The sequence below is a fragment of the Pantoea allii genome (assembly GCF_046529425.1).
Lineage (GTDB): Bacteria > Pseudomonadota > Gammaproteobacteria > Enterobacterales > Enterobacteriaceae > Pantoea > Pantoea allii.
The window spans coordinates 4,459,818-4,476,729 of sequence record NZ_CP125958.1 but is presented as its reverse complement, the minus strand read 5'-3'; the positions used below and the strand labels follow the sequence as shown (position 1 = coordinate 4,476,729).

Below are 16,912 nucleotides of genomic sequence, written 5' to 3'. Positions count from 1 at the left end.
CACAACGCTCACGTGATTTGCTGGCATTTCCTGTTGCTTTTCCACCTTCAACTGCGATGATAAGCATCCAGGTCACAGGATATGAAGAGCATAAAGAATGAAGAAAGTGATAAGCCTGTTAGCGATGACAATGGCACTGACAAGCCTTGCAGGCTGTGGATTGAAAGGACCGCTCTACTTCCCACCGCAGGACACGCCAAAACAAACTGCGCCGACGCCAGCATCAACGCAAAAACAGAAAACCGACGCGTCTAAAGCGGATGTGGGTGGTCTGGTGACGGGTGATTCAAGCTCACAAATGAAATAACACTTATGGCGCATCCGGCGGAGCAAAAAATGCAGTTCTCCAAAATGCACGGTCTCGGCAATGATTTTATGGTTGTGGACGCCGTGACGCAAAACGTCTTTTTTTCGCCGGAATTGATCCGCCGGCTGTCCGATCGCCATTTGGGGATTGGTTTCGATCAGTTACTGATTGTTGAACCGCCTTACGATCCCGATCTCGACTTTCACTATCGCATTTTTAACGCTGATGGCAGCGAAGTCGCGCAGTGTGGTAATGGCGCACGCTGCTTTGCCCGTTTTGTTCAGTTAAAAGGGCTAACCAATAAAAGCGATATTCGCGTGAGCACCCAGGCGGGGCGCATGGTGTTAAGCGTTACGCCAGACGATCTGGTGCGCGTGAATATGGGCGAGCCCAATTTCGAACCCCAGCAGGTGCCTTTTCGCGCCAATAAAGCCGAGAATCTTTATCTGCTGCGCGTCGCGGAGCAAACGGTGATGTTCGGTGCCGTCTCTATGGGCAATCCACACTGCGTGATCCAGGTGGAAAGCACGACCACTGCCCAGGTTGAGCTTTTAGGCCCGGTTCTGGAAAGCCATGAACGATTCCCGGAGCGCGTCAACGTTGGCTTTATGGAAATCATTAATCCGGAGCACATCCGGCTGCGCGTCTATGAGCGCGGTGCAGGCGAAACGCAGGCATGCGGCAGTGGTGCCTGCGCAGCGGTGGCCTGTGGTATCCAGCAGGGTATTTTAAGCCAGAAAGTACGCGTTGATTTGCCAGGCGGCTCGTTACATATCGCCTGGAAAGGCGTCGGACAGCCGCTCTATATGACCGGCCCGGCCACACATGTTTACGATGGGTTTATTCACTTATGAAAAATATCGAAGAGCAGGCGGAAAATGCTGTCCTGCTGGACGATCAGGCCGTCAGTGACTATCTGCGACAGCATCCTGACTTCTTTATGCGCAACGCGCGTCAGGTCGAACAGATGGCGGTGCCGCATCCGGTTCGCGGAAGCGTATCGCTGGTGGAATGGCACATGGCGCGCCAGCGCAACCACATTCAGCGGCTGGAAGAAGAGATCACGCTGCTGATGGAGCAGGCCACCGCGAACCAGCAGTTATTCGCGCGACTGCTCTCGCTGCAAAGTCACCTGGCCGCCGCCAGCTCATTGCAGGATATGCTTAATCGCCTGCACCGCTGGGCGCGCGATCTTGGCCTTGCGGGCGCTAATATCCGCCTGTTTAATGACCGGTGGCGGCTGGGCGCGCCGTCTGACTTTGTGCAGCTTGGCCTGGCGCGTCAGGCTTTCGAACCTCTTCGCATTCAGCGCTTCGGTAATGAACAGCACTATCTGGGCAGTATTAATGGCCCGGAGCTGTTGCTGTTGCTGCCGCAGGCAAAAGCCATTGGTTCAGTGGCCATGTCGTTGATGGGTGACGACGGTGAGCTTGGCATCATTATCTTCAGTAGCCGTGACAGCCTGCACTATCAGTCGGGTATGGGAACTCTACTGCTGCAACACCTTTCACAGATGATGCCTGCGTTGCTGGAACGCTGGGTGGAGCGCGCATGAGCAGCGTGTTGCAGGAAACCGTTGACGGCTTTCTGCGCCACCTGAAGGTTGAACGCCAGCTCAGCCCTCTTACCCTGAGCAGCTACGCGCGTCAGCTTGCCGCACTGGTGACGATTGCCGACGAGATGAAAATCAGCGCATGGTCACAGCTCGATCCGGCTATGGTCCGCAGCATGGCCGCCCGCAGCCGGCGCGCAGGTCTGGCCGCCAGTAGTCTGGCGCTGCGTCTGTCCGCATTGCGCAGTTTTCTTGACTGGCAGGTGAGCCAGGACATGCTGCCTGCCAATCCGGCGAAAGGGATCGCCACACCGCGCAATGGCCGCCACCTGCCAAAAAATATCGACGTTGATGATGTCAGCCAGTTGCTGGATATTGACCTTGATGATCCGCTGGCAATACGCGATCGCACCATGCTGGAAGTCATGTATGGCGGGGGATTACGTCTTTCCGAGCTGGTCAATATGGATTGTCGCCATGTCGATCTTGAGGCGGGCGAAGTCTGGGTGACAGGAAAAGGCAGCAAGGAGCGACGCGTGCCGATTGGCCGCACCGCCGTTAGCTGGATTCAGCAGTGGTTGCCGCTGCGTATCGCGTTTAATCCCGCAGATGATGCGCTGTTTCTCTCCAGTCGCGGCTCTCGTATCTCGGCGCGTAATGTGCAAAAGCGTTTTGCAGAGTGGGGGATTAAGCAGGGCCTGACCAGCCACATTCATCCCCATAAGCTGCGTCACTCTTTTGCCACCCACTTGCTGGAGTCGAGCGGCGATCTGCGTGGCGTGCAGGAATTACTGGGCCATGCGAATCTCTCGACCACACAAATTTACACCCATCTTGATTTTCAGCACCTGGCCTCGGTGTATGATGCCGCCCATCCCCGCGCCAAACGAGGAAAGAGTGAATGAAGTTTTATCGCCCTCTGCGTGACATTAAAGCAATCACTTTCGATTTAGATGACACGCTTTATGACAACTATCCTGTGATTCGCAAAACCACAGAAGCATCCCATGCGGCCCTGCAGGCTTTCCATCCGGCACTGCGTCACGTTACGCCTGAAGACGTGGCCGAATCACGTAATCAGCTATGTTTACGTGAACCCGATATCTACCATGATGTGTCTGAATGGCGTCGCCGTTCGGTAGAACATGTTATGTGTCATGCCGGTTTAACGGCAACCGAAGCCGCCAGGGGCGCGGCGCAGGTAATGGATGTGTTTCATCAGTGGCGCAGCCAGGTGGATATGCCGGCTGAAACGCATCACACGCTGAAAGCCCTGGCGAAAAAAGTGCCGCTGGTGGCCATCACCAACGGCAATGCCCAGCCTGAAAAACTCGGTCTGGCAAACTACTTCCAGTTTTCACTGCGGGCAGGACCGGATGGACGCGCCAAGCCGTGGCAGGATATGTATCAGTTGGCTGCGCAACGCCTTGATATCGGCCCAGAATATATTTTGCACGTCGGCGACGATCTCACTACCGATGTGGCTGGCGCGATTCGTTTTGGCATGCAAGCTTGCTGGATTAATCTGCGTAAGGGCAACCTGATGCACATTGATGATGCCCGCCTGCTGCCACACGTTGAAATTTCACAGTTGGCATCACTGACCTCGCTGTTATAATGGCTGTAAATTTATCCAGTCTTATGCTTCGCATTTTCTGACTTATTGGTGCTTATGGACGTTTCTGAACTGCTCGACGGTTTGAATGACAAACAGCGCGATGCCGTTGCGGCCCCGCGCAGTAACCTGCTGGTGCTGGCGGGCGCGGGCAGCGGAAAAACACGCGTTCTGGTGCACCGTATCGCCTGGCTATTGTCGGTAGAAAACTGTTCGCCGTACTCCATTATGGCGGTGACCTTTACCAACAAGGCGGCGGCAGAGATGCGCCACCGTATCGAGCAGCTCATTGGCACCAGCCAGGGCGGAATGTGGATAGGGACGTTTCATGGCCTGGCACACCGTCTGCTGCGTGCTCACCATCTTGACGCGGGTCTGCCGCAGGATTTCCAGATCCTCGACAGTGAAGACCAACTGCGGTTGCTGAAGCGCCTGATCAAAGCGATGAACCTGGATGAGAAGCAGTGGCCTGCGCGCCAGGGCATGTGGTACATCAACGGCAAGAAAGATGAAGGTTTGCGGCCAAAGCATATTGAGAGCTACGGCAATCCGGTAGAACAAACCTGGCTACGGATTTATCAGGCCTATCAGGAAGCCTGCGATCGCGCCGGGCTGGTCGACTTTGCAGAACTGCTGCTGCGGGCGCATGAGCTGTGGCTAAACAAACCCCACATCCTGAATCACTACCGCGAGCGTTTCACTAACATTCTGGTGGATGAGTTTCAGGATACCAACAATATTCAGTATGCCTGGATTCGCATGCTGGCGGGCGACAGCAGCAAAGTGATCATCGTCGGTGATGACGATCAGTCCATTTACGGCTGGCGCGGTGCGCAGGTGGAAAATATCCAGCGCTTTTTGAAGGATTTCCCCGGCGCGGATACCATTCGTCTGGAACAAAACTACCGCTCGACCAACAACATCCTGAAGTCTGCGAATGCCCTGATCGCCAACAACAGCGGTCGACTGGGTAAAGAGCTGTGGACCGACGGCAGCGATGGTGAACCCATTTCTGTCTACTGTGCCTTTAATGAGCTGGATGAATCACGCTTTGTCGTCAACCGCATCAAAGCCTGGATGGAAAACGGCAATGCGCTGGCGGATTGCGCCATCCTGTATCGTAGCAATGCCCAGTCGCGCGTGCTGGAGGAGGCCCTGTTGCAGGCCAGTATGCCGTACCGTATTTATGGCGGTATGCGCTTTTTCGAGCGTCAGGAAATCAAAGATGCGTTGGCCTATCTGCGACTGATGGCTAACCGCAACGACGACGCGGCCTTTGAGCGTGTCGTGAATACGCCAACGCGTGGTGTGGGCGACCGCACGCTGGATGTGGTACGTCAGACGGCACGCGAAAAACAGATGACCTTATGGCAGGCAACGCGTGAGCTGCTCCAGTCGCGCGCCCTTGCCGGCCGCGCGGCCTCAGCGCTGCAGCGCTTTTGTGAGCTGGTGGATTCACTGGCGAGCGAAACCGCGGAGATGCCGCTGCACGTGCAGACCGACAGAGTTATCAAGGACTCTGGCCTGTGGATCATGTACGAGCAGGAAAAGGGTGAAAAGGGCCAGGCCCGTATCGAAAACCTTGAGGAACTGGTGACGGCCACGCGCCAGTTCAGCTACCAGGATGAAGATGAAGATCTGATGCCGCTCCAGGCATTCCTGTCCCATGCGGCCCTCGAAGCCGGGGAAGGGCAGGCGGACAAATGGCAGGACGCGGTCCAACTGATGACGCTGCACTCTGCGAAAGGGCTGGAGTTCAGCCAGGTGTTTATCGTCGGCATGGAAGAGGGCATGTTCCCGAGCCAGATGGCGCTGGATGAAGGGGGTCGACTGGAAGAAGAGCGTCGCCTGGCTTACGTCGGCGTCACGCGCGCGATGATGAAGCTCACGCTGACTTACGCCGAAACCCGCCGTCTCTACGGTAAAGAAGTCTACCATCGGCCCTCGCGTTTTATTGGCGAGCTGCCCGAAGCCTGTATCGAAGAAGTGCGTTTACGCGCCAGTGTAACGCGCCCGGTCAGTCATCAACGCATGGGCACGCCGATGACCAAAAGCGACACGGGATTCTCTCTGGGGCAACGGGTTCGTCACGCCAAGTTTGGTGAAGGCACTATCGTTAATCTGGAGGGCAGCGGTGAACACAGCCGTCTGCAGGTGGCGTTTCAGGGGCAAGGGATCAAGTGGCTGGTGGCAGCCTACGCCAAACTGGAAACCGTCTAGTCGCGTGTTGACGACTTTTTCGTCTCAGCGTAACATGCGCGCACTATTATCATGAGAGGACAATGCCTTGGACACGCCCAGTCGATGCTGGCTCATTAACCTGGTTTTCAGGAATAACATCTAAGGCTATCTCATTACGCTGGTAGCCTTAGCGGTTATCAGCGACCTCCCTTTTTAATCCGTCGCACGAGTCAGCACTGATTTATCCTTTATCCGTGTTCAGGTTCGCGGGTCTGAATTCAGACCGGCCGACAGCGTTGTCCCATAAAGTCTGCAATGGGGAGTCTTGCTATGCTGAGCGCATTTAAACTTGATAACAGCCGCCTGACGCGTCTGGAACTGGAAGATGAAAGCGATAAACTGACCACGTCAGTTTGGGTTGACCTGGTCGAGCCTGAAGAAGGCGAGCGCGATCGCGTGCAATCCGAACTGGGCCAGAGCCTGGCAACGCGCCCTGAACTGGAAGACATTGAAGCCTCGGCGCGTTTCTTCGAAGATGAAGACGGCCTGCACATTCACTCCTTCTTCTTCTTTGAGGATGCCGAAGATCACGCTGGCAACTCAACCGTTGCGTTTACCATCCGTGAAGGGCGTTTATATACGCTGCGCGAACGTGAACTCCCCGCCTTTCGCCTTTACCGTATGCGCGCCCGTAACCAGACACTGATTGATGGCAACGCTTATGAGCTGCTGCTTGATCTGTTCGAGACGAAAATCGAACAGCTGGCAGACGAGATTGAAAACATCTACAGCGCTCTGGAAAAGCTCAGCCGCGTCATCATGGAAGGCCAGCAGGGTGAGGAATACGACCAGGCGTTATCACGATTAGCCGAGCTGGAAGATATCGGCTGGAAGGTGCGTTTGTGTCTGATGGATACGCAGCGTGCACTTAACTTTTTGGTCCGTAAGGCACGTTTACCAGGCAACCAACTTGAGCAGGCGCGTGAAATTCTGCGGGATATCGAGTCGCTGTTGCCACACAATGAGTCGCTGTTCCAGAAGGTAAACTTCCTGATGCAGGCAGCGATGGGCTTTATCAACATTGAGCAGAACCGCATCATCAAGATCTTCTCGGTGGTATCCGTGGTTTTCCTGCCGCCAACGCTGGTGGCATCCAGCTACGGCATGAACTTTGAATTTATGCCTGAACTGAAGTGGAGCTTTGGCTATCCTGGCGCCATTTGCCTGATGATGCTTGCAGGCCTTGCGCCTTATCTCTATTTCAAGCGTAAAAACTGGCTTTAATCATCGGCACGGGCTGTTAATTCGGCCCATTTAGCTGGCCTGTCGCCTTAATTCTGCTAATCTACCCGCTCAATTTTCATAATTGATTGATTTTTTTATGGACTCTCTTTCGTTGCGCTGGCAGTGGCTGCTGCTGTTAGTGTCATCTGTATTACTCGGTGCGATCTTCCAGTATTTTCACGTGCCTGCCGCCCTGCTGCTGGGGCCGATGATCGTTGGCGTGGTCATGGGCCTGTCAGGTGCCACACTGCGTATTAATAAGCGGTTATTCCTGCTGTCGCAGGCGGTACTGGGCTGCATGATTGCGCAGAGCCTCTCACCTTCTATCCTGACGCCGCTGTTACAGGACTGGCCTGTTGTGTTAGCGGTACTGCTGCTGACGCTGGCGGCCAGTGGCCTGTCGGGCTTTTTGCTGGTGCGTTTCAGCCCGCTTCCTGGTCCCACGGGCGCGTGGGGGTCTTCACCGGGCGGTGCCTCAGCGATGGTGGCGATGGCAGGCGAATTCGGTGCCGACGTGCGTTTGGTTGCTTTTATGCAGTATCTGCGTGTGCTGTTTGTCGCGGGCGCGGCGGCCATGGTGGCGCGTATCGGACTGGGCGACGGCGGTCATGCGGGTTCACTGATATGGTTTCCCGCGCTTAACGGCGGTTTTCTGGTAACGATGTGCCTGGTCATCTGCAGCGCCTGGCTGGGGCCATGGCTGCGTATTCCGTCCGGGGCATTACTGATACCGGCACTGATTGGCGCGACGCTGCATTCAACCGGCACGGCAGTGCTGCAGATGCCTGAATGGCTGCTTGCGCTGGCGTACGCCATGATTGGCTGGAGCGTGGGGTTACGCTTTACCCGACCGATTTTCAAACTGGCGTTAAGTACGTTGCCGCAGATGCTGTTGTCAATTTTTGGCCTGATGTTGCTGTGCGGTGGACTGGCCTGGATGTTAACCCGCGTTTTGCATATCGATCTGATGACCGCCTATCTCGCCACCAGTCCGGGTGGACTGGACACGGTGGCGATTATTGCTGCCGGAAGCCGGGTAGATATGGCATTTGTGATGGCGATGCAGACTCTGCGCTTGTTCACCATTCTTCTGACCGGCCCGGCAATGGCGCGCTTTATATCACGCTTTGCGCACACGGCTCCGCGCTGAAAATGCCACGGCATCCAGAATAAAGACCAGCAGCGCCAGCCAGATAAACCCAAAGGTCACCATTTTATCTGGCGTAACCGTTTCGCCATAAAACAGCACCGCCAGCAGGAACATCAGCGTCGGGCCAAGATACTGAAAGAAGCCCACCGTGGACAGGCGCAGTCGGGTGCAGGCAGCCGCGAAGAACATCAGCGGAATGGTGGTGACGATGCCTGCGGCGATCAGCAGCAGGTTCAGGCTCATGGGATTGGCGCTAAGGTGGCTGGTGCTGCTGTCGGCAAAGCCAAACAGGTAGAGTGCGGCCAGCGGAAACAGCCACAGCGTTTCTATCAGCATGCCGCTCTGGGCATCGACCTGAATTTTCTTTCTCATTAAGCCGTAGAACGCAAAGCTGAACGCCAGGCCTAAAGCAATCACCGGCACAGAGCCAAATTGCCACAGTTGCAAAAGCACGCCGAAGGCCGCCAGGGCCACCGCCAGCCACTGCAGACGACGAAAGCGTTCACGCAGAAAAATCATGCCAAACACAACGTTAATCAATGGGTTGATAAAATAGCCCAGGCTCGCCTCCAGCATGTGCTGGTTGTTCACCGCCCAGATAAACAGCAGCCAGTTCCCCCCCACCGTGACCGCCGTGAGTGCCAGTAGCCACACTTTTTTGGGCTGGCGCAGCACGCTCCTGACCTGTCCCCAACTGCGACTCAGTGTGATCAATAACAGCATGAACAGGGCTGACCAGATCACCCTGTGGGTCATGATTTCGGTGGCAGGAACGGCCTTGACTACTTTGAAGTAGGCGGGCGCAATGCCCCAAATGAAATACGCGCCAAGCGCAAAACCTATTCCCTGACGGGTTTGCTGGGTATCCATAACATATCCTGAAAATTCGTCCTGTACCGGAGGGCACTAAGGTGAAGTGGCGTGACAGAGGGCCGCAATATTACCGCAGTCTTCGTTATCTCTGTAGCCAGATAGGGTGATAAAACAGGGTCAGTCTTTATCCGGCTCAAGGGCGCGCTGGCGAGCAAGACAAATGGCCTGATGATTGCTGTCTGCCCACTCAATCAGTTGCTGCATGGGTTTGAGAAATGAACGGCCTAAATCCGTCAGGCTGTACTCAACCCGTGGCGGCACTTCCGGATAGAGCGTCCGCAGGATATAACCGTCCATTTCCAGCCGTTTCAGACTGCGCGACAGGACCTGGCGGGCAACATCCCCGATATGACGGTGAAGCTCATTGAACCGCAGCGTCTGTTCGGCCAGCGCCTCAAGAATCAATAAACTCCATTTATCACCTATCCGGTCAAGTACGTCACGGATGGGACAAGGTTGCTCGTAAGTAAAGGTTGCGGGTAAAGATTTTGGCATCGGTGAGTTCCTGCGCAGCGTCAATAGTCACGTTCACGTGACTGGGTCATCACAACGTGACTTCTTGTTAACCATTTTTGGCGAATGTAACATCCACAACGTGACCAGTCTATTTTTGTGACCTGGTGTGATATCAAAACCTGATGGCGAGTCCGGCTCATCTTTGGCGGCCTGTCAGGACTGACTTTCGGGCGCGTAGCGGTTAGCGCCATAACAAATGCGCAAGGAGAAGAATGATGACCACCTTTCTGAAAAACCTGTTGCTGGCGGTAGGTATCCTGACAGCGGGTGCGGTTTACGCCGCGCAACCCGGCGACAGCCGCGATCTCAAGACGGAAGAGGCTAATCGTGCATTGGTGCTCAACTTCTATGATCAATTTTTTAATCACCATAATGTCGCAGAAGCGGCCCGGGTTGTGGCGGACGATTACCGCCAGCACAATCCCGGATTGCCCAATGGTAAGGCACCGCTTGTTAACTTTTTTTCCGATTTTTTCAGGAAAAACCCGCAGTCAAAAGCGCGCATCGTACGCAGTGCAACGGATGGCGATCTGGTGTGGCTACATGTGCACTCAACCAACGGTAAAAACGATCGTGGCCGGGCCGTGACGGATATTTTCCGGGTTAAAAAAGGAAAAATTGTTGAGCACTGGGATGTGGTTCAGGAGGTGCCTGAAAAATCGGCTAATGCGAATACCCTGTTCTGATGCCCATCTGACGTAGACGTGGGATGCCAGCGCGGCAGCCCCACGTTCCTTTTCCCTGTCAGCCTGTCAGATAAGTTGCCGTGGCGGTCGCCAGGTAGTCACCCTGCTGATTGTGTAATTCAACCCGTGCGACAGAGACTTTATTCCCGGCGCGCAGCAAACGGCTGGTGGCAATAAAACGCTCGCCCCGACCGGGACGCAGATAGTCAACCCGCATATCAATCGTTCCCATACGAGACAGCCGCTGGCGCAGCACCTCCTCGCTAATACTTTCATCACGCGTCAACGCATGACTGACGCACACCATACCTGCTGCCACATCCAGTACGGCGGCGGTCACGCCACCGTGCAGGATCTGCTGAGCGGCATTGCCGACCAGCATGGTTTTGTTCGCAAAACTAATTTCAGCGTAGTCGGCGTCAAGGCGATCCAGTTCCAGGCCGAGAGCCTGATTAAACGGCATGTGATAAATAAAAATTTCACCGACCAGGCGGCGAGCTTCCTGCTGAGTCAATAGCACGGATGACATGGTGTTTAGTCCTGAATAGCTGGCAAATAAACTGTAGATGTTAACAAGTTGTTTATTCTATGCTTCGCTCGACAGGCTTTCCAGTTTAGGAAATCAGCGCTGATGTTCGCTCACATTTGTGTGTAGAATGTCCTGCTTTTTAAGACACCCATTCGCTTTTATGAATACGCAGTTTTCACCGGAGAATCCTATGCGTAAGCATCGCGCCTTGCTGGCGGCAATGTTACTTCCTGCTTTGGCGCAGGCGGACGAAGCCACGATCAAACACGTTCACGACGCACCGCAGGTGAGGGGCAGCATTATTGCCAATCTGCTGGAGCAGCACGACAATCCGTTTGTGCTTTATCCTTACGAAAATAACTATCTGCTGTACACGTACACCAGCGACATCAATAAAGAGGCGATTTCCTCTTATAACTGGGCAAAAAACGCACGCAAAGACGAAGTGAAATTCCAGCTCAGCCTGGCATTTCCGCTATGGCGCGGCATCGTGGGTGATAACTCCGTGTTAGCGGCGTCTTACACGCAGCGCTCATGGTGGCAGGTATCGAATAAAAAAGAGTCGTCACCTTTCCGGGAGACGAACTACGAGCCACAGATTTTCCTAGGCTGGGCGACAGATTACTCTCTCGCTGGCTGGACGCTGCGTGATGTTGAAGTGGGCGTTAATCATCAGTCCAATGGTCGCAGCGATCCGACTTCCCGCAGCTGGAACCGCGTTTATACCCGCCTGATGGCGCAAAACGGTAATTTCCTGGTGGAGGTCAAACCCTGGTTCCGTATTTCTGAAAGCGCCAGTACGGATGATAACCCCGATATTACGAAATACATGGGCTACTATCGTGCCAAAGTGGGTTACGCGATGGGTGACAGCATTTTCAGCGTGGAAGGCAACTATAACTGGAATAGCGGCTATGGCGGCGCTACGCTGGGCTGGAGTTACCCGATTACTACGCACGTGCGTTTCTACACTCAGCTGTTCAGCGGCTATGGCGAATCCCTTATTGACTATAACCACCGTCAGACACGTTTGGGCGTAGGTGTAACGCTTAACGATTTGTTCTAATTAACCATTAAGTCAGGAATACAGTGGCAACCTCGGCAGTTCTTAATCAGGAAGCGTTGGCTAAGCAGGTATTGCAGGATACTTTTGGCTACCAGCAGTTTCGTCCCGGTCAGCAGGCCATTATCAATGAAGCGCTGAGTGGGCGGGATTGTCTGGTGGTGATGCCAACCGGCGGCGGTAAATCACTCTGCTATCAGATCCCGGCGCTGGTGCTCGAGGGGCTGACGCTGGTGGTGTCACCATTAATCTCTCTGATGAAAGATCAGGTAGATCAACTGCTGGCGAACGGCGTGGCCGCAGCCTGTCTGAATTCGACCATGACACGCGAGCAGCAGCAGGCCGTGATGGCGGATTGCCGCAATGGGCGCGTTAAGCTGCTTTATATTGCGCCAGAACGTCTGATGATGGACAACTTCCTTGAAAGCCTGGCGCACTGGCAGCCCTGTATGCTTGCCGTGGATGAGGCGCACTGTATTTCGCAGTGGGGGCACGATTTCCGTCCGGAATATGGCGCGCTGGGTAAGATGCGCCAGCGTTTCCCCGATCTGCCGGTGATGGCCCTGACGGCGACCGCTGACGAAACGACCCGACTTGATATCGTTAACCTGCTTCATATGCAGGACCCACTGATTCAAATCAGTAGCTTTGACCGTCCGAACATTCGTTACACCCTGGTGGAAAAGTTTAAGCCGACCGATCAGTTGCTGCGCTACGTGCAGGATCAGCGGGGTAAGTGCGGCATTATCTACTGTAACAGCCGGGCAAAAGTCGAAGATACGGCAGCGCGTCTGCAAAGCCGTGGCCTGAGCGTCGGGGCATATCATGCCGGTATTGATAGCGCGCAGCGCGCCAGCGTACAGGAAGCATTCCAGCGCGACGATCTGCAAATCGTGGTGGCGACCGTGGCATTTGGGATGGGCATCAACAAGCCGAATGTGCGTTTTGTGGTGCACTTCGATATTCCGCGCAATATAGAATCTTATTATCAGGAAACAGGACGCGCCGGACGTGATGGCCTGCCTGCGGAAGCCATGATGCTCTACGATCCTGCTGATATGGCCTGGCTACGTAAATGCCTTGAAGAGAAGCAGCCCGGCCCGTTACAGGATATTGAACGTCATAAACTGAATGCGATGAATGCGTTTGCCGAAGCGCAGACCTGTCGTCGTTTGGTGCTGCTGAACTACTTTGGTGAAGGACGACAGCAACCCTGCGGAAACTGTGATATTTGCCTCGATCCACCTAAACGCTATGACGGCCTGGTGGAGGCCCAGAAGGCGCTTTCCAGTATTTATCGTGTCGGCCAGCGTTTTGGTATGGGCTACATTGTTGAAGTATTACGCGGTGCCAATAATCACCGCATCCGTGAGCAGGGACACGACAAGCTGCCCGTGTATGGGCTGGGTAAAGAAAACAGCCATGAGCATTGGGTCAGTGTTTTGCGTCAGTTAATTCATCTGGGACTGGTTACGCAAAACATTGCTATGCACTCCGCGCTGCAGCTGACGGAAGCCGCCCGACCGGTATTACGCGGTGAAGTCCCGCTGATGCTGGCGGTGCCAAGACTGATAACCGCCAGACCGAAAAGCAGCGGGTCGGCAAAAGTCTATGGTGGCAACTATGACCGCAAGCTGTTTGCTAAACTGCGCAAGCTGCGTAAAGCGATTGCGGATGAAGAGAATATTCCTCCCTATGTAGTATTCAACGATGCTACGTTGCTGGAGATGGCTGAGCAGATGCCGGTCAGTGCGTCTGAAATGTTGAGCGTGAATGGGGTAGGTCATCGCAAACTGGAACGTTTTGGTAAGCCCTTTTTGCTGATGATTAAAGAACATCTCGATGAAGAGTAAAGAGGCGTTATCATGTTGATCTTGTTCAGTACCATTGCCCTGGTCCATCTTGTTGCGCTGATGAGCCCCGGCCCCGATTTCTTTTTTGTCTCGCAAACCGCCGCCAGTCGTTCGCGCAAAGAAGCCATGTTGGGTGTTTTGGGCATTACGCTGGCCGTTATGGTCTGGGCTGGGGTGGCATTAATGGGCCTGCATCTGATTCTGCAAAAGATGGCCTGGTTACACCAAATCATCATGGTCGGAGGCGGACTTTATCTGTTATGGATGGGATGGCAGTTAATCAGCTCAGCGCGCCAGCGTCATAAGCAGCCCGTCCAGCAGGAACCTGTCGCCGAGCTGCCAAAGAAAGGCAGAAGCTTTATTAAAGGCCTGCTGACCAACTTGTCTAACCCGAAAGCGGTGATCTACTTTGGTAGCGTCTTCTCATTGTTTATCGGTAACGACATGGGCGAGCTGGAACGCTGGGGGCTGTTCGTGCTGATAAGTGTCGAGACTTTTGCGTGGTTTTCTCTGGTCGCCGCTATTTTTTCCCTGCCGTGGATGCGGGATAAATATCAACGTGCTGCCAAGTGGGTGGATGGCGTGGCGGGCGTGCTGTTCGCTGGTTTTGGCATTCACCTGATCCTGTCGCGCTGATAGCCGATTATCGGTCACTTCAGCGCTAATGCAGCCGCCGACAGGGTCACTGTCAGCGGCAGCCTCGGCCCGCTCAGGCGATACGCCTGGCGCTGGCGAGCAGTCCCCCAATCGCGATGAATAAGCCGCCGAAAATGCGGTTCATCAGCTTCATCTGCTTAGGTCCTTTAATCCATCCTGCAATGCGTGTGGCTAACGTGGCATAGCCAATCATAACCACGATATCCACCAGGACGGTTGTTACGCCCAGTACCAGATACTGCAGCATGAGTGGCTGGTGAGGCAGGATAAACTGGGGAAACAGCGCCGCCAGAAACACAATGCTTTTCGGATTGGTCAGGTTCACCATCACCGCCCGTTTGAACAGACGACGACGCGGCATGGCTTTCGACATGGCGTTAAGGTCAATGGCACCCGCAGTGCGCCACTGTTGGATGCCCAGCCAGACCAGATAACCTGCACCAGCCCACTTTAAAATCTCAAACGCCAGCAGCGACTGGGAAAAGAGCGCCCCAAGACCGATCCCCACCAGGGCGATATGCAGTGCAAGACCGACCTGCAAGCCAGAAATAGACGCGACCGCGCCACGATAACCGTGACTGATGCCGGTGCTCATGGTGTTAATGGCACCAGAGCCGGGCGAAAGGCTAAGAATTGTGGTGGTAAGAAGATAGGTCAGCCACCATTCGATGGTCATGGGTTGTACTCCCTGTCGCGTCTGAAGTGTGACACAATACGCCAGAATGATGCGCAGGGCTACGGACATCATGCGGCCGTTCAGACTCTTTTTTTTCGGCAACCAGGAGGGCGGATGAAGCAACACAGAGCAAGCTGGCTGCAACGTGAACAGGCGTTTGCCGCCTTTGCTACCGGCCCATTGCTTGATTTCTGGCACAGCCGTGAAGAGTGTGAATTTACCGGCGTTGAAAATCTGACATTACGTTATGTCCGGTTCATTTCACCGAAACACAAGCGCGTTATTTTGATCGTACCCGGGCGCATTGAGAGCTACGTTAAATACCCCGAGCTGGCTTACGATCTGTTCCACTGCGGATTTGACGTGATCGTGCTCGATCATCGGGGACAGGGACGATCGGATCGCCTGCTGGACGACTCTCATCGTGGACATGTCGTGGAGTTTTCCCACTATGTTGATGATCTCGAAACGCTTTATCTCAAAGAGATTGTAAGCCGTCATTATCAGCAGCGTTATGCGTTAGCCCATTCGATGGGCGGGGCGATTCTGGCCCTGTTTCTGGCGCGTCAGCCTGGTGCGTTCCATGCTGCGGCACTGGTCGCGCCGATGTTTGGCATTGCTTTGCCGTTACCCTCTTTTCTGGCGCATAAAATACTCGACTGGGCGGAAAAAAGGCCTGCCGTGCGCGATGGCTATGCGTTAGGCACGGGGCGCTGGCGGGCGCATCCTTTTGGCATTAATCGCCTGACACACAGCCATGAGCGTTATCGGCGCAGCCTGCGTTTTTATGCGGACGATCCGGCCATTCGTGTTGGCGGGCCCACTTATCACTGGGTTCGGGAAGGCATTTATGCCGGACGTAACATCTTCAGTCAGGTGGATAAAATGACGACCCCGCTGCTGCTGCTGCAGGCCAGCGAAGACAGCGTGGTAGATAACCGCTCACAAGATCTTTTTTGTACCGCCATGGCGGCGGCGGGTCATCCCTGTGAGGGACGCAAACCCCAGATCATTAAAGGTGCGCGCCACGAGATCCTGTTTGAAAAAGACAGCATGCGTGCTGAAGCACTCAATGCGATCGTCGATTTCTTTTTGTCGCATCATTAGTACTCCGTTTACATTACCGGCTACGGCCAACCGACACAGATACCCGAGGTTTTCATGTACCACATTGTTGTGTCCGACCTGGACGGCACACTGCTTTCCCCCGAACATCGCCTCACGCCTGATGCCCGCGAAACTTTGCAACAGCTGGTTGCACAAGGCATTCACTTTATTTTCGCCACGGGCCGCCATCATATTGATGTTGGGCAAATGCGCGACAAGCTGGGTATTCCGGCGTATATGATTACGTCAAACGGCGCGCGCGTGCACAATCCCGCAGGAGAGCTGATTTTTAGCCACAATCTGGATATGGATATTGCCCAGGATCTGTTTGGGCTGCAGTACCATCATCCGGAAGTGCTGACGCACGTTTATCGCGATGATGAGTGGTTTGTCAGCCGTTGCAGCCCGGCAGAGAAAGACTATTTTCGCGAATCCGATTTTCATTATCAGGTTTATGAACCGGGTATATTGCCGACTGACGGCATCAGCAAAGTCTTTTTCACCTGTGAAGAGCCTGAGCATCTGATTCCCATGGAGCTGGCGATTGAAGCGCGCTGGGGCGATCGCGTTAACGTCAGCTTTTCACTGCCGACCTGTCTGGAGGTGATGGCGGGCGGTGTTTCTAAAGGTCATGCACTTGAATCCGTAGCGAAACAGTTAGGCTTTACGCTGAAAGACTGTATTGCCTTTGGTGATGGTATGAACGACGTAGAAATGCTGAGTATGGCAGGCAAGGGCTGCATTATGGCTAACGCGCACCAGCGTCTGAAAGATACCCTGCCGGAGCTGGAAGTGATTGGCAGCAACGCCGAGGATGCGGTGCCGGCAACGCTAAGAAAGTTGTATTTATCGTAGCGCGCCTG

General features: G+C 54.5%; 19 protein-coding genes. 15 read left to right on the top strand and 4 right to left on the bottom strand.

Going from position 1 to position 16,912, the window contains the following annotated elements:
* Nucleotides 1–97: 97 nt before the first annotated feature.
* The 9 genes from lptM to QNH99_RS20905 all read left to right on the top strand — a co-directional run bounded on the left by lptM (nucleotide 98) and on the right by QNH99_RS20905 (nucleotide 8,089).
* A complete protein-coding gene (gene lptM, locus QNH99_RS20945) occupies nucleotides 98–307 on the top strand; it encodes an LPS translocon maturation chaperone LptM (protein ID WP_063877898.1) in 210 nt (69 codons plus the stop codon).
* A gap of 29 nt (nucleotides 308–336) precedes the next feature.
* A complete protein-coding gene (dapF, locus tag QNH99_RS20940) occupies nucleotides 337–1,161 on the top strand; it encodes a diaminopimelate epimerase (RefSeq protein ID WP_063881073.1) in 825 nt (274 codons plus the stop codon).
* A complete protein-coding gene (locus QNH99_RS20935) occupies nucleotides 1,158–1,862 on the top strand; it encodes a DUF484 domain-containing protein (RefSeq protein WP_063877899.1) in 705 nt (234 codons plus the stop codon). Before dapF ends, QNH99_RS20935 begins: the two co-directional genes overlap by 4 nt.
* Nucleotides 1,859–2,764, top strand: coding sequence for a tyrosine recombinase XerC (gene xerC, locus QNH99_RS20930; RefSeq protein ID WP_063877900.1), 906 nt, complete (start codon nucleotides 1,859–1,861; stop codon nucleotides 2,762–2,764). The genes QNH99_RS20935 and xerC overlap by 4 nt, the downstream gene beginning before the upstream one ends.
* Nucleotides 2,761–3,477: a 5-amino-6-(5-phospho-D-ribitylamino)uracil phosphatase YigB gene (yigB, locus tag QNH99_RS20925; protein WP_410517153.1), complete on the top strand. Its 717-nt coding sequence runs from the start codon at nucleotides 2,761–2,763 to the stop codon at nucleotides 3,475–3,477. The genes xerC and yigB overlap by 4 nt, the downstream gene beginning before the upstream one ends.
* A gap of 54 nt (nucleotides 3,478–3,531) precedes the next feature.
* Entirely contained in the window at nucleotides 3,532–5,694 is a 2,163-nt protein-coding gene (gene uvrD, locus QNH99_RS20920) for a DNA helicase II (protein WP_063877902.1), read from the top strand.
* A gap of 67 nt (nucleotides 5,695–5,761) precedes the next feature.
* Entirely contained in the window at nucleotides 5,762–5,818 is a 57-nt protein-coding gene (gene ysgD / locus QNH99_RS20915; protein WP_349887138.1) for a YsgD/CorL family protein, read from the top strand.
* Nucleotides 5,819–5,985: 167 nt separating this feature from the next.
* Nucleotides 5,986–6,939: a magnesium/cobalt transporter CorA gene (gene corA, locus QNH99_RS20910; RefSeq protein ID WP_014606985.1), complete on the top strand. Its 954-nt coding sequence runs from the start codon at nucleotides 5,986–5,988 to the stop codon at nucleotides 6,937–6,939.
* 97 nt (nucleotides 6,940–7,036) lie between these two features.
* Nucleotides 7,037–8,089: an AbrB family transcriptional regulator gene (locus tag QNH99_RS20905; protein WP_283379447.1), complete on the top strand. Its 1,053-nt coding sequence runs from the start codon at nucleotides 7,037–7,039 to the stop codon at nucleotides 8,087–8,089.
* Here QNH99_RS20905 and rarD read toward each other — a convergent pair.
* Both rarD and QNH99_RS20895 read right to left on the bottom strand, forming a co-directional pair.
* The gene (gene rarD, locus QNH99_RS20900) at nucleotides 8,060–8,959 is read right to left on the bottom strand and encodes an EamA family transporter RarD (protein WP_410517152.1); all 900 of its coding nucleotides are present in this window, start codon (nucleotides 8,957–8,959) and stop codon (nucleotides 8,060–8,062) included. The two genes, QNH99_RS20905 and rarD, sit on opposite strands and share 30 nt — an antisense overlap.
* Nucleotides 8,960–9,079: 120 nt before the next feature.
* A complete protein-coding gene (locus tag QNH99_RS20895) occupies nucleotides 9,080–9,457 on the bottom strand; it encodes a winged helix-turn-helix transcriptional regulator (RefSeq protein WP_063877905.1) in 378 nt (125 codons plus the stop codon).
* A gap of 233 nt (nucleotides 9,458–9,690) precedes the next feature.
* Between QNH99_RS20895 and QNH99_RS20890 the strand changes: the two genes are divergently transcribed.
* Nucleotides 9,691–10,164, top strand: coding sequence for a nuclear transport factor 2 family protein (locus QNH99_RS20890; protein ID WP_145394590.1), 474 nt, complete (start codon nucleotides 9,691–9,693; stop codon nucleotides 10,162–10,164).
* 58 nt (nucleotides 10,165–10,222) lie between these two features.
* Here QNH99_RS20890 and QNH99_RS20885 read toward each other — a convergent pair whose 3' ends face one another.
* On the bottom strand, nucleotides 10,223–10,693 hold the full coding sequence (locus QNH99_RS20885; RefSeq protein ID WP_241568145.1) for a thioesterase family protein: 471 nt from the start codon (nucleotides 10,691–10,693) through the stop codon (nucleotides 10,223–10,225).
* 190 nt (nucleotides 10,694–10,883) lie between these two features.
* On the opposite strand from QNH99_RS20885, the gene pldA reads away from it, so the two are divergent.
* The 3 genes from pldA to rhtC are packed head-to-tail and all read left to right on the top strand — an operon-like array spanning nucleotide 10,884 to nucleotide 14,245.
* Nucleotides 10,884–11,759 (top strand): phospholipase A, encoded by an 876-nt coding sequence (pldA, locus tag QNH99_RS20880; RefSeq protein ID WP_109717892.1) that lies wholly within the window; start codon nucleotides 10,884–10,886, stop codon nucleotides 11,757–11,759.
* Between the two features lie 23 nt (nucleotides 11,760–11,782).
* Nucleotides 11,783–13,609: an ATP-dependent DNA helicase RecQ gene (recQ, locus tag QNH99_RS20875; RefSeq protein ID WP_063877909.1), complete on the top strand. Its 1,827-nt coding sequence runs from the start codon at nucleotides 11,783–11,785 to the stop codon at nucleotides 13,607–13,609.
* Between the two features lie 12 nt (nucleotides 13,610–13,621).
* Complete coding sequence (gene rhtC / locus QNH99_RS20870; protein ID WP_096012943.1) at nucleotides 13,622–14,245, top strand: threonine export protein RhtC; 624 nt, start codon at nucleotides 13,622–13,624, stop codon at nucleotides 14,243–14,245.
* A 73-nt stretch (nucleotides 14,246–14,318) separates the two neighbouring features.
* Here rhtC and rhtB read toward each other — a convergent pair whose 3' ends face one another.
* A complete protein-coding gene (rhtB, locus tag QNH99_RS20865) occupies nucleotides 14,319–14,942 on the bottom strand; it encodes a homoserine/homoserine lactone efflux protein (RefSeq protein ID WP_063877911.1) in 624 nt (207 codons plus the stop codon).
* Between the two features lie 114 nt (nucleotides 14,943–15,056).
* Between rhtB and pldB the strand changes: the two genes are divergently transcribed.
* The gene (gene pldB / locus QNH99_RS20860) at nucleotides 15,057–16,049 is read left to right on the top strand and encodes a lysophospholipase L2 (RefSeq protein WP_410517151.1); all 993 of its coding nucleotides are present in this window, start codon (nucleotides 15,057–15,059) and stop codon (nucleotides 16,047–16,049) included.
* 54 nt (nucleotides 16,050–16,103) lie between these two features.
* The gene (gene yigL / locus QNH99_RS20855; protein ID WP_063877913.1) at nucleotides 16,104–16,904 is read left to right on the top strand and encodes a sugar/pyridoxal phosphate phosphatase YigL; all 801 of its coding nucleotides are present in this window, start codon (nucleotides 16,104–16,106) and stop codon (nucleotides 16,902–16,904) included.
* The last annotated feature ends 8 nt before the right edge of the window (nucleotides 16,905–16,912 follow it).

Bases quoted from the DNA above. Each gene is read 5' to 3' on its own strand.
- lptM (WP_063877898.1), top strand. From the start codon at position 98: ATGAAGAAAGTGATAAGCCTGTTAGCGATGACAATGGCACTGACAAGC.
- dapF (WP_063881073.1), top strand. From the start codon at position 337: ATGCAGTTCTCCAAAATGCACGGTCTCGGCAATGATTTTATGGTTGTG.
- QNH99_RS20935 (WP_063877899.1), top strand. From the start codon at position 1,158: ATGAAAAATATCGAAGAGCAGGCGGAAAATGCTGTCCTGCTGGACGAT.
- xerC (WP_063877900.1), top strand. From the start codon at position 1,859: ATGAGCAGCGTGTTGCAGGAAACCGTTGACGGCTTTCTGCGCCACCTG.
- yigB (WP_410517153.1), top strand. From the start codon at position 2,761: ATGAAGTTTTATCGCCCTCTGCGTGACATTAAAGCAATCACTTTCGAT.
- uvrD (WP_063877902.1), top strand. From the start codon at position 3,532: ATGGACGTTTCTGAACTGCTCGACGGTTTGAATGACAAACAGCGCGAT.
- corA (WP_014606985.1), top strand. From the start codon at position 5,986: ATGCTGAGCGCATTTAAACTTGATAACAGCCGCCTGACGCGTCTGGAA.
- QNH99_RS20905 (WP_283379447.1), top strand. From the start codon at position 7,037: ATGGACTCTCTTTCGTTGCGCTGGCAGTGGCTGCTGCTGTTAGTGTCA.
- rarD (WP_410517152.1), bottom strand. From the start codon at position 8,959: ATGGATACCCAGCAAACCCGTCAGGGAATAGGTTTTGCGCTTGGCGCG.
- QNH99_RS20895 (WP_063877905.1), bottom strand. From the start codon at position 9,457: ATGCCAAAATCTTTACCCGCAACCTTTACTTACGAGCAACCTTGTCCC.
- QNH99_RS20890 (WP_145394590.1), top strand. From the start codon at position 9,691: ATGATGACCACCTTTCTGAAAAACCTGTTGCTGGCGGTAGGTATCCTG.
- QNH99_RS20885 (WP_241568145.1), bottom strand. From the start codon at position 10,693: ATGTCATCCGTGCTATTGACTCAGCAGGAAGCTCGCCGCCTGGTCGGT.
- pldA (WP_109717892.1), top strand. From the start codon at position 10,884: ATGCGTAAGCATCGCGCCTTGCTGGCGGCAATGTTACTTCCTGCTTTG.
- rhtC (WP_096012943.1), top strand. From the start codon at position 13,622: ATGTTGATCTTGTTCAGTACCATTGCCCTGGTCCATCTTGTTGCGCTG.
- rhtB (WP_063877911.1), bottom strand. From the start codon at position 14,942: ATGACCATCGAATGGTGGCTGACCTATCTTCTTACCACCACAATTCTT.
- pldB (WP_410517151.1), top strand. From the start codon at position 15,057: ATGAAGCAACACAGAGCAAGCTGGCTGCAACGTGAACAGGCGTTTGCC.
- yigL (WP_063877913.1), top strand. From the start codon at position 16,104: ATGTACCACATTGTTGTGTCCGACCTGGACGGCACACTGCTTTCCCCC.